Origin of the sequence: Escherichia sp. E2748 (assembly GCF_005781125.1) — a bacterium.
Classification (GTDB): Bacteria; Pseudomonadota; Gammaproteobacteria; order Enterobacterales; family Enterobacteriaceae; genus Escherichia.
The window spans coordinates 131,408-145,786 of sequence record NZ_VATP01000002.1 but is presented as its reverse complement, the minus strand read 5'-3'; the positions used below and the strand labels follow the sequence as shown (position 1 = coordinate 145,786).

Genomic DNA, 14,379 nt, shown 5'->3' with positions numbered 1-14,379 from the left:
GCACGTTGTCAGCCTGCTGAAATCATCAGTTACACATTGTCGATATTTCAGATTGTAGAGAAACGAACCTCATCTATATGATTGGCCCACCTATGGAGCAGTGAAGGAGCACTGACCGTGGATCAACCTAATCAATCGACGATTTCTGCGGCATTAAAAATAATCGCCACGGGGATCGCCTTACCACCTGATAAAATTACCTCTCAACAACTGGATGTTCAGTTAAATAAACCTGCGGGCTACGTTGAGCGACGTTCCGGCATTTGCTGGCGCTATTTTGCCAGCAACGACGCCAGCCAGGCCGAACTGGCGGCAGAAGCGTTGCATAATGCGTTAGCATCGGCTGCCTTAAAACCTTCTGATATTGATCTGTTAATTTGTGCGTCAGCCATTGCCGTACAGGCATTACCCTGCAGCGCAATTCATATTCTTAAAGCCGCTGCTATGCCCGCAGGCGTTGCCGGATTTGATATCAACTGTAGCTGTGTCAGCTTTATTTCCGCTCTGGAAGTTGCTGCCGGATTATTAAACTGTGGAGCATATCGGCGCATTGCTATCGTCTCGGCAGATATTGCTTCACGCGGCATCGACTGGAATCATGAAGAGTCGTCACTCATTTTTGGTGATGGCGCGGCGTGCGCGATTGTCGAGCGGGGCGATGGTCGCAGCGGGATTATCGCCAGCCTGATCGAAATGTATCCCGAAGGCAGCGAACTGTGTGAAATTCGTGCGGGCGGCACGCGGCGTAATCCTCGTTCTGGTGTGAGTGACAGCGACTTTCTTTTTCATATGCAGGGGAAACCGCTGTTTCGTTTTGCCTCTTCACTTATTGAAGATTATTTTTCGCGCTTACTGCAAAAAAGCGGCCTGCAACTGGCTGATATCGTTACGGTCGTTCCGCATCAGGCTAGTCATCTTTCCCTTGAACATATGCGTAAACGGCTGCGAGTGCCGGAATCTGCGCTTATTGATGTCTACCGCTTCTACGGCAATCAGGTTGCTGCGTCTATACCCACAGCGCTGCATGAAGCAGTAATTAGCGGTCGTTTTACTGCGGATAAACCTGCGCTGTTGATTGGCACGGCGGCGGGGTTAACGCTGGCTGGCATGGTGCTTTTACCGTGAAGATCCTCGTAACAGGGGCGACCAGCGGCCTCGGGCGAAATGCCGTGCAATATTTGTTGCAATCGGGTGTGTCGGTTGTAGCAACAGGGCGAAATCGTGAGATTGGCAAAGTTCTCGCAAGCGCAGGTGCACAGTTTGTGGCTCTCGATTTAACCGAGGCAACTGAGGATGACTGCGCCCGCTTGATGGAGGGGTGCGATGCCGTCTGGCACTGTGCGGCAAAGTCTTCGCCCTGGGGCGACAAAACGGCATTCTGGCTTGCCAATGTCAAAGCGACCTACACTTTGGCACAGGCGGCAGGCAGGCTGAACATTCCCCGGTTTATCCATATCTCCACGCCTGCAGTTTACTTTGATTTTCAACATCACTATGACCTGCCAGAAAATTATCTTGCGCGAACATTTTCCAGTCATTACGCCAGCAGTAAATATGCTGCTGAACAGGCTATTGCTGGAGCTGTTTCTCGATATCCTGCCACGAGGTTTATTCTTTTGCGTCCCCGTGGTTTGTTTGGTCCTCATGATCAGGTGATTGTTCCTCGTCTGATGCAGCAGTTGCAACAGGGGGGCGGCAGCTTACGTTTGCCGCGCGGTGGTGAAGCGTTATTGGATCTCACTTTCGTGCAAAATGTGGTGTATGCCATGCAGCTGGCAACGCAAGTTGAAGGCTTGTGCTCGGGCAGTATTTACAACATCAGCAATCATCAGCCACAGAAATTATCTGTAATGCTTGACGCCTTGCTGCGCCAGCAACTGGGATTGAGCTACCAAATTGCTACCATTCCCTGGCCATTGCTTTCTCTGGTCGCGCGCGGCCTGGAGCTGTACGGGAAATGCGTTAATCAGGAACCTGTTATCACACGTTACAGCGCCGGAACACTCTGTTTTGATATGACGCTGAGTGCGCAAAAGGCCATTACGGAGTTGGGATATCACCCGCGCTTTTCGATGGAGCAAGGTATTGCAATCACGGGACAATGGTTGCGGGAACATGGGCTGAGGGAACATGGCAAAAATAACCGCATTTGAAACGGGCTGGTGTACCCATATTGGCTGTATTGCGCTAAAAGGGGCTGGGCTTAAAGTGTGTAAATTCCCCGCCCGCGCCTGGCTGCTGGAAGTGGGGGAGAAACGCTGGCTGTGGGACACCGGCTATTCATCGTGGTTCGAACACTACACGCAATCCGGCGTATTTCGTCTTTATCGCCAGGTCACGCCGGTTTATTTCGATCCACAACAGGCGCTGGTGCGGCAACTTTCCGCACACGGACTGGCGGCAAAAGATGTTGATGCGATTATTCTGTCGCATTTTCACGCCGATCATATTGCTGGTCTGCGCGATTTTCCTGATGTCGCCTGCATCTGTTCCGGTGAAGGTTGGCAGCAGGTAAGAACGCTGCGTGGCATAGCCGCACTGCGTCAGGCCTTTGTACCAGGGTTGATCCCGGAGAATTTTGAATCCTCACTGCGTTTTATTGAAAGTTTCGCATCGGTGAATATGCCTCCTGAACTGGCACCGTTTGAGAGTGGCTATTTGCTGCCAGAAAGCAATGGCGAAATTATCCTCGTGCCGCTTCCCGGACATGCTGGCGGACATATCGGTGCGTTTGTGCAAACAGACGATGGCTGGACTTTACTGGCTGGGGATGCCGCTTGGGCTCCTGCAAACTACCGCGAATTGCGCGGGCCTTCACCACTGGCGCATCTGGTTATGTCCGACAGCCACGCCTATTACCGCACGCTTGGGCAATTACATCAACTTTGGCAAAACGGCGCAGTGGACATTCGGTTGTGCCACGAGGGGGATTTATGATCCCGTTGGCTTTACTCTGGCGCTACTTTCGTACCCGCAGGCTGCATTTCACCGATCGCCAGGCGCTGGAATACTGGCAGGCAAAAAGGCTGCATTCGTTTCGGCAAAATGTCTTATCTAAGAGCCCGTGGTTTCAGCGTTATCTGGCGTTGCCGTTTAACCAGTGGCCGTTGATGGACAAAGCATTAATGATGACGCATTTCGATGAGATGAATACCGCGGGTTTAAAGCGCGACGAGCTTCTCGCTTGTGCAATGCGCAGTGAGCAGAGTCGTGATTTCAAACCCAGCGTGGGCAAGTTCAGCGTTGGGCTTTCATCAGGTACATCCGGGAGTCGTGGACTTTTCGTGGTTAGCCCGCACGAGCAACAGATTTGGGCCGCCGGTGTGCTGGCAAAAGTGCTGCCCGACGGTTTATTTGCCAAAGAGCGGGTGGCACTGTTTTTGCGCGCGGACAACAACCTCTATCAAAGCGTGAATAACCGCTGGTTAAGTCTCGACTTTTACGATCTGCTGGCGCCATTTCAGGCGCAACTCAAACAACTGGAACAGCGAGCGCCCACGATTATTGTCGCGCCAGCTCAGGTATTACGCGCACTGGCGCTGGCGGTGATTGCCGGAGAGCTAACGCTAAAGGTCAAAAAAGTGATTTCGGTGGCGGAAGTTCTGGAGCCGCAGGATCGGGAATTACTGCGAAGCGTGTTCAACAATGTGGGCGAAATCTATCAGGCGACAGAAGGCTTTCTCGCCTCTACCTGCCGATGTGGCACGTTACATCTCAACGAAGAATTTGTTCACATTGAACCGCAATGGCTGGATGAGCACCGTTTCGTGCCGATCGTCACAGACTTTACCCGCACCACGCAGCCGGTGGTGCGTTATCGACTTGATGATGTGCTGGTGGCAAGCGAACAGCCATGCCCTTGTGGCAGTGCGACAATGGCGATTGCGCGTATCGAAGGGCGGCAGGACGATCAACTGCAACTGCCAGCAAGATCCGGCGATATTCAGACCGTTTTTGCCGATGCCTGTAGTCGGGTGCTGGCAATGACACTGCCGCTAACGGCCGATTATCGCCTGCTACAAACCGGGCCAGCACAGCTAACGCTAATAGCAGATTGCGAACCGGGGATGCTGGAGCGGTGCCGGGAAGCGTTGAGTGCCTTGTTTATGCGCCAGAATGTCGCGGTAGAGCAATTGATATGGTCGCTGGAATCGCAAACTGTGCCAGTCTCTTTTACAGCCAAGCGGCGGCGAATTGTGCGTGAGTGGGGGCGGGCATGAGCAATCTACTACTACGCCTGAAACAGATGCTGCTTGGCTGGGGAACCGTTGGGGTTATCTACAACTTTAGCGATTGCCTGCAAGGTGAGGGATATCAATTAACGCCGTCAGTAATTGATAATCTGATTGCGTTTTCGCCCTCAGCCGTGTGGCTATATCTCTCGTTTTTTTTAATTGTGCCGTTAGGTTATTTATCCACACCACTTTGCCACCTGCGCTGGCTGGCCTGTGCAATGCAACTTTCGGCACTGGTGGCAGGCGTGTTTTATCTACTCTGGCCCACAACCATGCAATATCCCGCGTTTGCTCAGTCGGGGATATCTGCGGGGGCTCTAAATGGGCTGATCGCCATTGACTCAAGTCAGAACTGTTTTCCCTCCTTACACGCCGCGCTCACGCTGTTGGCGGTATGGGCAATTGCCAAAAAGGGGAGCCGTTGGCTAACACTAATGAGCGTGGTTTGGGCGATAGCTATCGCCTTTTCGATTCTGCAATTACGCAGACATTTATTTATCGATTTAGTAGGCGGCGCGTTGCTGGCGTCGATTTGCGGTTGGATATGCGCAACATGCGAGAAAAGGAAGACGCAATATGAGTGATTTACTGTTTCCCATCATATCGATGGTGCTGTTGGTGTTAGCCGAAGCGGGCGTGTTGCAATTCACCGGGCGGCAAAAAGTGGACTGGCTGGATGTGATTTTTAATATCAACTCCGGTCATATGATGCTGTGGTTATTTCGCTGCCTGGAAGTGCTCTGCTATGGCCTGGTGGTCAATCACTTCAGCCTTGGACTGTTTGATAATGCGCCGGTGATCCTGCTGTGGCTGTTTACTATTCTGGCGTGGGATTTCGGCTTTTACTGGCTACATCGCTGGCATCACGAGATGCGCCCGCTGTGGGCGGTACATGTGGTGCATCATCAGGGGGAACACTACAACCTCTCATTAGGCGTGCGTAACTCGTGGTACTCCTCGTTAACCTCAATCCCGTTTTTTATGCTGCTGGCGATACTTGGTGTGCCGTTGCAGGTCTTTTTGGCGGTTTCTATTATTCACTACAGTTGGCAGTTTTTTAACCATAACGCGCTAACACCGAAACTGGGCTGGCTGGAAAAAGTGCTGATCACGCCTTCGCACCATCGCGTTCACCACCTGAATGAAAAGCAATATACCGATACCAATTACGGCGGCACCTTTTTGCTGTGGGATAAGCTTTTTGGTTCGTATAACGCCGGGCCGGATCATGACGTGGCCTATGGCGTAAAAAATAGTCGCTTGTCCTGTAACCCGATGCGCGAGAGTAACCTGCCGTTTTTACGCTTAATGGGCTTTCGCTCGTTTGGCAAAGCGATTGAACGTCGTTACCAAAGTTCCGCGTGGGCAGTGGGGGCAGGGGTGATTCTGCTGTTTATGCTGGTGCTTGGTTACATCCAGCAATATGGCTATGGCATCGAGTTTATTACCAGTGAGCAAGCCGTATTATTTGTTTTGCTGGTGGCAGGCTCCATTGCGCTGGGGGGCATGAGCGACGGGCAGCGTTGGGGTATGATTTTGTGGTGCTCTGTGACGTTGTCACTGCTCTATTTTATTCTATATATGTGTTCGTGGAGCACTCTGCTCTGGAAGGGATTAGCGGGCATTTTGCTGGCCCATTGCGTGTTATTCCTAATCGGTGTAGGACGTAAGTCGCTAAGGAAACACTATGAACCTGTTTAAGCCCGACAGGTTAATCATTTTTCCTGCTGATGATCCGCAACTGGTGAAACAGTTGCAGAATGGCACGAAATCGTACCTCGCAAAAGCAGGCGATCATCGTTATGCCGACGGCTGGGCATTCACCAAAATGGCGGTGTTGATTATTGCCTGTTTATGCTGCTATGCACTGGCGTTGTCTCAAAGCCAGTGGGGGCTGTATCTGTTGTGGTATCTGGCGATGATGTTTTGCGCCATGCTGTTAGCGGTCAATGTGGTGCATGACGCGTCGCATGATGCGTTTTTGCGCGGTAAAAAGGCCAATGCGTGGCTTAACCGGTGGGTTGCTTTTCCAATGGGGCTTGATCCGGACTGTTGGCGGGTGCGCCACGTTCGCTTTCATCACGGCTTTACCAATATTGAATTTTACGATCCGGATACTGCAGAAAATGGCATTCTTCGCCAGACTCCGTGGCAGCAGTGGCGACCTTTTATGCGCCAGCAAAATCGCTACTGGCCGCTGGTCGCCGCGCTCACCTTTCCCTGGTATATCTGGGTGGTGGACTGGCTCGATCGCGCCGGGTTTACGCCGGTAACACGGCACCTGGCCCTGCGAGGTTTTGCTGGCTGGGGGTATTTCTTAGCCGGGAAACTGGCGCATTGTGCGCTCTGTCTGATACTTCCCTGGCTTTTGTCTGATTTTAGTTTTATGACCATCCTGCTGACTTATCTGCTTAGCCAGCTGCTGGCGTCATTGATCTTTGTGATGTTGATTATCGGAACGCACTGGGCGAAGGGGCATACGCAGTTACCGCCAGAAGAGGGCAAAATGGCCGTGGGCCGGCTGGCGCATACCTTCGCCACTACCTTTGACTGGACGCCGCAACCTGCATGGCTTGGCTACTGGCTGGGCGGAATTAATTTGCATCTTACCCATCATCTTTTTCCTCACTGGCATCATCGCCATTATCCAGCGTTAAGCCGCATTATCGCGCAAATTGCCAGCCAGCAAGGTCTGGATTATCAGTTATTGACGTTAGCGGATTTGCTGAGGCTACAGCAGCAGTTTTTACGGCGAATGGGGGAGGCGCAGATAGATTGAGAAACGAATTAAGAGATGGTGGTGGGGGAAGGATTACTCAGCGCTGCGCGCTTCGCCCTTCGGGTCGTTGCCTGCGGCAACGCTCTCTCGCTGACGCTCGAGTCGAACCTTGGTCGAAGCTTCTCATCCTTCCCCGCATGGGCAGAATATGAAACGATATCGATAAGTTTGAAATGAGTTTTTAGCAGGAAGTGATGGTGGTGGGGGAAGGATTACTCAGCGCTGCGCGCTTCGCCCTTCGGGTCGTTGCCTGCGGCAACGCTCTCTCGCTGGCGCTCGAGTCGAACCTTAGTCGAAGCTTCTCGTCCTTCCCCGTATGGGCAGAATATTCAGTTACGGATTCGTGTGGGAATTCAGGGATTATTGAAAGTAATGGTGGTGGGGGAAGGATTCGAACCTTCGAAGTCGATGACGGCAGATTTACAGTCTGCTCCCTTTGGCCGCTCGGGAACCCCACCAAGGGTAATTCATATTGTAGGTAATGCTTGAGATGGTGGTGGGGGAAGGATTCGAACCTTCGAAGTCGATGACGGCAGATTTACAGTCTGCTCCCTTTGGCCGCTCGGGAACCCCACCACGGGGTAATGCTTTTTACTGGCCTGCTCCCTCACTGGGAAGCGGGGCGCATCATATCAAATGACACGCCGCTGTAAAGGGTTACGTTGAGAAAAATGAACTGGTTGCGTAATTTTCATCCGTATCGGATTAAAGCCAACCAGTTCTATTTTGCCAGCGATTAAAGAATAATCGTCCGGTTACCGTAAACAAATACACGCTGTGCCAAAACCTGGTAAAGCGCGCGGCTTAATACGTTTTTCTCAACATCACGACCTGCACGCATCATGTCTTCGGCTGTGTAAGTGTGATCCACATGAATGACATCCTGCATGATGATTGGACCTTCATCCAGGTTGTCATTTACATAGTGTGCTGTTGCGCCAATAATCTTCACGCCGCGTTCATAAGCCTGGTGATAGGGGCGTGCGCCAATAAACGCAGGCAAGAACGAATGGTGAATATTGATGATCTTATTCGGGAAGCGCGCGACAAACTCCGGCGTCAGCACGCGCATATATTTCGCCAGCACCACATAATCAGGTTGATGCGCTTCAATGGCATCCGCCATCTTCTGATCGTGCTCGTTGCGGCTTAACCCTTCATGGCTCACCAATTCAAACGGAATATCAAAACGTTCCACCAGAGAACGTAAAGTCTCGTGGTTACCAATAACCGCAGCGATTTCAACATCCAGTCCACCGTAGTTGGCTTTCATCAGCAGATCGCCCAGGCAATGCGCTTCTTTAGTCACCAGAATGACTATGCGGCGGCGACCTGCGGGATTCAGTTCACGCACTGAACCTTCTGGCAATGCGCTATCGAGATCCGCCAGCAGGGTGGAATCATTAAAAATACCTTCCAGCTCCGTGCGCATAAAAAAGCGCCCGGTACGATGGTCAACAAATTCATTGTTCTGCACGATATTTAACTCGTGCTTGTAGCAAATATTAGTAATACGCGCGATCAGACCTTTTTGATCCGGGCAAATAGTACGCAGAACTTTACGTTGGAGTGAATGCATTGCTGGAAAAACCTTGTTGAGAGTGTTTGCTAAACCGTACCGTCAACCTTTATTGGCCGCAGCACTTTTTAAATTTTTTACCTGAACCACAAGGGCAGGGATCGTTGCGACCAAACTGCGGACGTGTACCATCAATATAGTACCATTGACCGTTTTCTTTCAAAAATCGCGAACGCTCAATAATCGCCCCGGATTTACCCTTCTCAGTAAAACGAGCGACAAAACTGACATAACCTACGTCGTCACCTTCGTGATATGAACGTTCAAATACGGTCAAACCTAACCATTCGGTATGTGCAAATCCGGCAATTAATTCAGCGCGTAACACCGAGGCGCCACAGGATGGATGCCAGGTTTTAATTAAATAATCTGCGTCGTGCATCACAAAAGCGCAGTAACGCGAACGCATGAGACGTTCGGGATCTGGTGCAACCTTTTCACCAGACACATAAGGGTGGCAACATAGGCTATACTCGACAGCACTACCACAGGGACAAAGCTTAGACACAAATAATCTCCCTGGAAACAATAACGGCGTTTTAACCGCCGGAGTAGCACTATGTTAACCGAGCGGTAGCGATGTGGCTACGGCTGCATTCCAGGGGACGCTTTCAGGAACAATGAGAAAAGTAAAAATAGGGCTGGCGCTGGGATCCGGTGCTGCGCGAGGATGGTCGCATATTGGCGTCATTAACGCGCTTAAAAAAATGGGCATTGAAATTGATATCGTCGCAGGATGTTCAATTGGTTCGCTGGTAGGCGCAGCCTATGCCTGTGGTCGATTATCTGCGCTGGAAGAGTGGGTTACCTCTTTTAGCTATTGGGATGTTTTACGACTGATGGACCTCTCTTGGCAGCGCGGAGGACTGCTGCGCGGTGAGCGTGTGTTCAATCGATATCGTGAAATAATGCCAGAAACAGAAATCGAGAATTGTTCACGCCGCTTCGCTGCAGTCGCCACCAATCTAAGCACAGGGCGTGAATTATGGTTTACCGAAGGTGATCTCCATCTCGCTATTCGTGCATCCTGCAGTATTCCGGGCTTGATGGCACCGGTCGCGCATAACGGCTACTGGCTTGTTGATGGCGCAGTCGTTAATCCCATTCCTATCTCTCTTACTCGTGCGTTGGGCGCAGATATCGTAATTGCGGTTGATCTCCAGCACGACGCTCACCTAATGCAGCAAGATCTTCTTTCATTTAATGTCGGTGCTGAAAATGGCGAGAGTGAAGATGATCTCCCCTGGCATGCGCGGCTGAAAGAGCGACTAAGTAGTATTACTGCGCGTCGAGGCGTCATGGCTCCGACAGCAACAGAGATTATGACTACCTCTATTCAGGTATTGGAAAACCGCCTTAAAAGAAACCGTATGGCAGGGGACCCGCCTGATATTCTGATTCAGCCCGTTTGCCCACAGATTTCCACGCTCGATTTTCATCGTGCGCAGGCTGCCATTTCGGCAGGACAATTGGCGGTTGAGAAGAAAATGGATGAGCTTTTACCGCTAGTTCGAACTAACGTTTTGACCTGATTTTTTATCTACACTTAAGTTAATTCTGACAGGCACTGATGGCAATAGCATGCCACTATTGAATAAAGCCAGTCAGGGGAGAGAACATGACGCAGCCATTGGTCGGAAAACAGATTCTCATAGTTGAAGATGAGGCGGTATTTCGCTCGCTTCTGGATTCGTGGTTTTCCTCATTGGGAGCGACAACGGTACTGGCGGCTGATGGGGTGGATGCCCTTGAGCTACTGGGAGGTTTCACACCCGATCTAATGATATGTGATATTGCAATGCCGAGAATGAACGGCCTGAAACTATTGGAACATATTCGCAACCGGGGTGACCAAACACCAGTCCTGGTGATTTCCGCTACGGAAAACATGGCAGATATTGCGAAAGCGTTACGTCTGGGCGTGGAAGATGTTTTGCTAAAACCAGTTAAAGATCTCAACCGTCTGCGCGAGATGGTTTTTGCGTGTCTCTATCCCAGCATGTTTAATTCGCGTGTAGAGGAAGAAGAAAGGCTTTTTCGCGACTGGGATGCGATGGTGGATAATCCCACTGCGGCTGCTAAATTATTGCAAGAATTACAACCTCCGGTTCAGCAGGTGATTTCCCATTGCCGGGTTAATTATCGCCAACTGGTGGCCGTTGATAAACCGGGGCTGGTGCTTGATATTGCAGCTCTTTCGGAAAACGATCTGGCTTTTTATTGTCTCGATGTAACTCGCGCCGGACATAATGGTGTCCTTGCCGCCTTGTTATTACGCGCGCTGTTTAATGGGTTATTACATGAACAGATTGCCCACCAAAATCAGCGTTTGCCAGAGTTGGGAGCGTTATTGAAGCAGGTAAATCATTTACTGCGGCAGGCCAATCTGCCTGGCCAGTTCCCGCTATTAGTCGGCTATTATCATCGTGAATTAAAAAATCTCATTTTGGTTTCCGCTGGCCTGAATGCAACGTTAAATGCTGGTGAACACCAGATTCAAATCAGTAATGGCGTTCCGTTAGGAACATTAGGCAACGCCTATTTGAATCAATTGAGCCAGCGATGTGATGCCTGGCAATGTCAAATTTGGGGAACAGGTGGAAGACTGCGCTTGATGTTGTCTGCGGAATGAGCAAACGATTATATGGGATAAAATTGCATTACGCGCTGGTGTCGGCTGGTGGTACTATCGTCGCCATTCGTTTAAGTAATTGTCTTAATTATGTTAACTCGCCTCCTTTTCAGAACCAGGCCTCGTCAGGGTACTGATATACTGGGATGCGACACAGAAATATGAACACGTTCAATACACGAACAGTCCAGGAGAATTTAAATGGCTGCCATTAATACGAAAGTCAAAAAAGCCGTTATCCCCGTTGCGGGATTAGGAACCAGGATGTTGCCGGCGACGAAAGCTATCCCGAAAGAGATGCTGCCGCTTGTCGATAAGCCATTAATTCAATACGTCGTGAATGAATGTATTGCGGCTGGCATTACTGAAATTGTGCTGGTCACTCACTCATCTAAAAACTCTATTGAAAACCATTTCGATACCAGTTTTGAACTGGAAGCAATGCTGGAAAAACGTGTAAAACGCCAGTTGCTTGATGAAGTGCAGTCCATTTGTCCACCACACGTGACTATTATGCAAGTTCGTCAGGGGCTGGCGAAAGGTTTGGGACACGCAGTATTGTGTGCCCATCCGGTAGTTGGTGATGAACCTGTGGCTGTTATTTTGCCTGACGTTATTCTGGATGAATATGAATCCGATTTATCGCAGGATAACCTTGCAGAGATGATTCGTCGATTTGATGAAACTGGTCACAGCCAGATAATGGTGGAGCCTGTTGCTGATGTGACGGCATATGGTGTTGTGGATTGCAAAGGTGTGGATTTAGCGCCTGGCGAAAGTGTACCGATGGTCGGCGTGGTAGAAAAACCGAAAGCAGATGTAGCGCCGTCTAATCTTGCTATTGTCGGCCGTTATGTTCTCAGTGCTGATATTTGGCCGCTGCTGGCAAAAACCCCTCCGGGAGCAGGTGATGAAATTCAGCTCACCGACGCGATTGATATGCTGATCGAAAAAGAAACGGTTGAAGCCTATCATATGAAAGGGAAGAGCCATGACTGCGGTAATAAATTAGGTTACATGCAGGCCTTCGTTGAATACGGTATTCGCCACAACACTCTGGGTACTGAATTTAAAGCCTGGCTTGAAGAAGAGATAGGCATTAAGAAGTAACATCTATCACGATGTTTTCTACGAAACGGCATTGAGTGATCAATGCCGTTTTTTTATAGCGTATTCTTATCAGAGAGTCTTAAAACGGACAATAAAAAATCCCGCCAATGGCGGGATTTTAAGCAAACAGAATCAAGAAAAGATTATTGCTTGATCAGGAAATCGTCGAGGGATTTACCTTGCTCATCCATTGCTTTTTTGATTACAGCTGGAGTACGGCCCTGGCCAGTCCAGGTTTTGGTTTCGCCGTTTTCGTCAACATAGCTATATTTAGCCGGACGCTGTGCGCGTTTAGCTTTGGTGCCGGATTTAACAGCAGCAATGCTATTCAGCAGTTCGTTCGGGTCAATACCGTCAGCGATCAGCATTTCACGATATTGCTGCAGTTTACGAGTACGCTCTTCAACTTCAGCAGCAGCTGCGCTTTCTTCTTCGCGACGTTCGTTAACAACAACTTCTAATTTTTCCAGCATTTCTTCCAGCGTTTCAAGTGTACATTCTCTTGCCTGCGCACGAAGAGTACGGATGTTGTTCAGAATTTTAAGTGCTTCGCTCATTGTAGTAATCTCAAACTTATATTGGGGTGGTTTGTTGAGGTAATAATAGAGCCTTAAATTCAGTTGTGCAATAGCCAGGAATGTAAGGAATTCAAAAATGTTCTTTATTTCGTACCGACAATAAATATCTTTTCATAAAATTAGCCAGAAATGACGTGGCATATAGCCCTATTTACATCGATGCTTTCACATCACTTAAGGTTAAAACTTCCTGATTCATGTCACATTTTATGTGGAGATTAACATGCGCTGGAACCTTTTCACTCTTGGGTATTAGCCCTGTTTATGAAAATCCCCTATTAAGCGAATGATGAAAAGTAGAACAGTCGCAATAAGTGCAAGGACTTCGTATTGCTCTTTCCTGGAGGCCAACAGGGTTATTACGTGCGCAACAGGTTAAAGATTGTGAATAGTTACCAAGAGTCATTTACGCGTTTATAACAAGCAAGGCCGTGGTAAAGATAGCTCTGAAGGATTATGCCAGTCATTCGTAATGGATGACGAATATACTACTTCTGTGCGCACTGTTACGCTGTAAAACTGACGAATTATGATAAACTCCTGCCAACTTTATTTCATATCATTGAGGGCCTGTGGCTGATGGCGCAGCTATATTTCTACTATTCCGCAATGAATGCGGGTAAGTCTACGGCATTGTTGCAATCTTCATACAATTACCAGGAACGCGGTATGCGCACTGTCGTATATACGGCGGAAATTGATGATCGTTTCGGGGCAGGGAAAGTCAGCTCGCGTATAGGTTTGTCATCACCTGCAAAATTATTTAACCAAAATTCATCATTATTTGATGAGATTCGTGCGGAACACGAACAGCAGACAATTCATTGCGTACTTGTTGATGAATGCCAGTTTTTAACCAGACAACAAGTATATGAATTATCGGAGGTTGTCGATCAACTCGATATACCCGTACTTTGTTATGGTTTGCGTACCGATTTTCGCGGTGAATTGTTTGTTGGTAGCCAATACTTACTGGCATGGTCAGACAAACTGGTCGAATTAAAAACTATTTGTTTTTGTGGCCGCAAAGCAAGCATGGTGCTACGTCTTGATCTGGCGGGTAGACCTTATAACGAAGGTGAGCAGGTGGTTATTGGTGGTAATGAGCGTTACGTCTCGGTTTGCCGTAAACACTATAAAGAAGCGTTAGAGATCGGCTCTTTGACGGCGATTCAGGACAATCATCGGCACGACTAATAAATTTTTCTTTACTGACAGGGTGAATAGGGCGCTTTTATCCTGTCAGTCCGTTTTACTAACTTCTTCCGAGTCATCATCCTTTCTCTATTCTTAATCATCACTCAACGTACCACAGAACGATTTTAGTGCGTCGATGCCTCATTACCTACGAGGTAGAGTTATTTGTCGACAATCTCGCTTTGTGCTCGTTTTCCGACAATGCAAACATGATGAATTAATACAGCTGGATTATTGAGTTTACATAGCAGTTCTTTGCCTGAAACAAA

14 protein-coding genes, 2 tRNA genes and 2 other RNA genes are annotated in these 14,379 nt (G+C 49.2%); 11 read left to right on the top strand and 7 right to left on the bottom strand.

Features of this window, described 5'->3' with window-relative positions:
• The first annotated feature begins 117 nt into the window (after positions 1-117).
• The 7 genes from FEK42_RS05350 to FEK42_RS05320 are packed head-to-tail and all read left to right on the top strand — an operon-like array spanning position 118 to position 7,014.
• The gene (locus FEK42_RS05350; RefSeq protein ID WP_135492357.1) at positions 118-1,125 is read left to right on the top strand and encodes a 3-oxoacyl-[acyl-carrier-protein] synthase III C-terminal domain-containing protein; all 1,008 of its coding nucleotides are present in this window, start codon (positions 118-120) and stop codon (positions 1,123-1,125) included.
• On the top strand, positions 1,122-2,153 hold the full coding sequence (locus FEK42_RS05345) for an NAD(P)-dependent oxidoreductase (protein ID WP_135492359.1): 1,032 nt from the start codon (positions 1,122-1,124) through the stop codon (positions 2,151-2,153). The genes FEK42_RS05350 and FEK42_RS05345 overlap by 4 nt, the downstream gene beginning before the upstream one ends.
• The gene (locus tag FEK42_RS05340) at positions 2,131-2,937 is read left to right on the top strand and encodes an MBL fold metallo-hydrolase (RefSeq protein ID WP_135492361.1); all 807 of its coding nucleotides are present in this window, start codon (positions 2,131-2,133) and stop codon (positions 2,935-2,937) included. Before FEK42_RS05345 ends, FEK42_RS05340 begins: the two co-directional genes overlap by 23 nt.
• Positions 2,934-4,220 (top strand): F390 synthetase-related protein, encoded by a 1,287-nt coding sequence (locus FEK42_RS05335; RefSeq protein WP_135492363.1) that lies wholly within the window; start codon positions 2,934-2,936, stop codon positions 4,218-4,220. The genes FEK42_RS05340 and FEK42_RS05335 overlap by 4 nt, the downstream gene beginning before the upstream one ends.
• Entirely contained in the window at positions 4,217-4,819 is a 603-nt protein-coding gene (locus FEK42_RS05330; protein ID WP_135492365.1) for a phosphatase PAP2 family protein, read from the top strand. The genes FEK42_RS05335 and FEK42_RS05330 overlap by 4 nt, the downstream gene beginning before the upstream one ends.
• A complete protein-coding gene (locus tag FEK42_RS05325; RefSeq protein ID WP_138211761.1) occupies positions 4,812-5,936 on the top strand; it encodes a sterol desaturase family protein in 1,125 nt (374 codons plus the stop codon). The genes FEK42_RS05330 and FEK42_RS05325 overlap by 8 nt, the downstream gene beginning before the upstream one ends.
• Positions 5,923-7,014 (top strand): acyl-CoA desaturase, encoded by a 1,092-nt coding sequence (locus tag FEK42_RS05320; RefSeq protein ID WP_135492367.1) that lies wholly within the window; start codon positions 5,923-5,925, stop codon positions 7,012-7,014. Before FEK42_RS05325 ends, FEK42_RS05320 begins: the two co-directional genes overlap by 14 nt.
• 16 nt (positions 7,015-7,030) lie before the next feature.
• On the opposite strand, the gene FEK42_RS05315 is transcribed toward FEK42_RS05320, so the two are convergent.
• The 6 genes from FEK42_RS05315 to FEK42_RS05290 all read right to left on the bottom strand — a co-directional run bounded on the left by FEK42_RS05315 (position 7,031) and on the right by FEK42_RS05290 (position 9,101).
• Positions 7,031-7,162, bottom strand: a non-coding RNA gene (locus FEK42_RS05315) — RtT sRNA.
• Positions 7,163-7,209: 47 nt separating this feature from the next.
• A non-coding RNA gene (locus tag FEK42_RS05310) (RtT sRNA) lies at positions 7,210-7,341 on the bottom strand.
• 46 nt (positions 7,342-7,387) lie between these two features.
• Positions 7,388-7,472 (bottom strand) — tRNA-Tyr (locus FEK42_RS05305).
• A 33-nt stretch (positions 7,473-7,505) separates the two neighbouring features.
• Positions 7,506-7,590, bottom strand: a tRNA-Tyr gene (locus tag FEK42_RS05300).
• A gap of 160 nt (positions 7,591-7,750) precedes the next feature.
• Entirely contained in the window at positions 7,751-8,593 is an 843-nt protein-coding gene (purU, locus tag FEK42_RS05295) for a formyltetrahydrofolate deformylase (protein WP_130208904.1), read from the bottom strand.
• Positions 8,594-8,642: 49 nt separating this feature from the next.
• Positions 8,643-9,101, bottom strand: coding sequence for a YchJ family protein (locus tag FEK42_RS05290; protein WP_130208902.1), 459 nt, complete (start codon positions 9,099-9,101; stop codon positions 8,643-8,645).
• Positions 9,102-9,213: 112 nt separating this feature from the next.
• Between FEK42_RS05290 and rssA the strand changes: the two genes are divergently transcribed.
• The 3 genes from rssA (at position 9,214) to galU (ending at position 12,335) form a co-directional block, all read left to right on the top strand.
• A complete protein-coding gene (gene rssA, locus FEK42_RS05285) occupies positions 9,214-10,125 on the top strand; it encodes a patatin-like phospholipase RssA (protein ID WP_131161788.1) in 912 nt (303 codons plus the stop codon).
• 86 nt (positions 10,126-10,211) lie between these two features.
• Positions 10,212-11,225 carry a two-component system response regulator RssB gene (rssB, locus tag FEK42_RS05280; protein ID WP_135492369.1) on the top strand — a complete coding sequence of 338 codons (1,014 nt, stop codon included), beginning with the start codon at positions 10,212-10,214 and terminating at the stop codon, positions 11,223-11,225.
• Positions 11,226-11,426: 201 nt separating this feature from the next.
• Positions 11,427-12,335 (top strand): UTP--glucose-1-phosphate uridylyltransferase GalU, encoded by a 909-nt coding sequence (gene galU, locus FEK42_RS05275; protein WP_130208896.1) that lies wholly within the window; start codon positions 11,427-11,429, stop codon positions 12,333-12,335.
• 143 nt (positions 12,336-12,478) lie between these two features.
• On the opposite strand, the gene hns is transcribed toward galU, so the two are convergent.
• On the bottom strand, positions 12,479-12,892 hold the full coding sequence (gene hns / locus FEK42_RS05270) for a histone-like nucleoid-structuring protein H-NS (RefSeq protein ID WP_105289150.1): 414 nt from the start codon (positions 12,890-12,892) through the stop codon (positions 12,479-12,481).
• Positions 12,893-13,492: 600 nt separating this feature from the next.
• Here hns and tdk point away from each other — a divergent pair.
• Positions 13,493-14,110, top strand: coding sequence for a thymidine kinase (gene tdk / locus FEK42_RS05265; protein ID WP_130208894.1), 618 nt, complete (start codon positions 13,493-13,495; stop codon positions 14,108-14,110).
• Positions 14,111-14,379 lie beyond the last annotated feature (269 nt).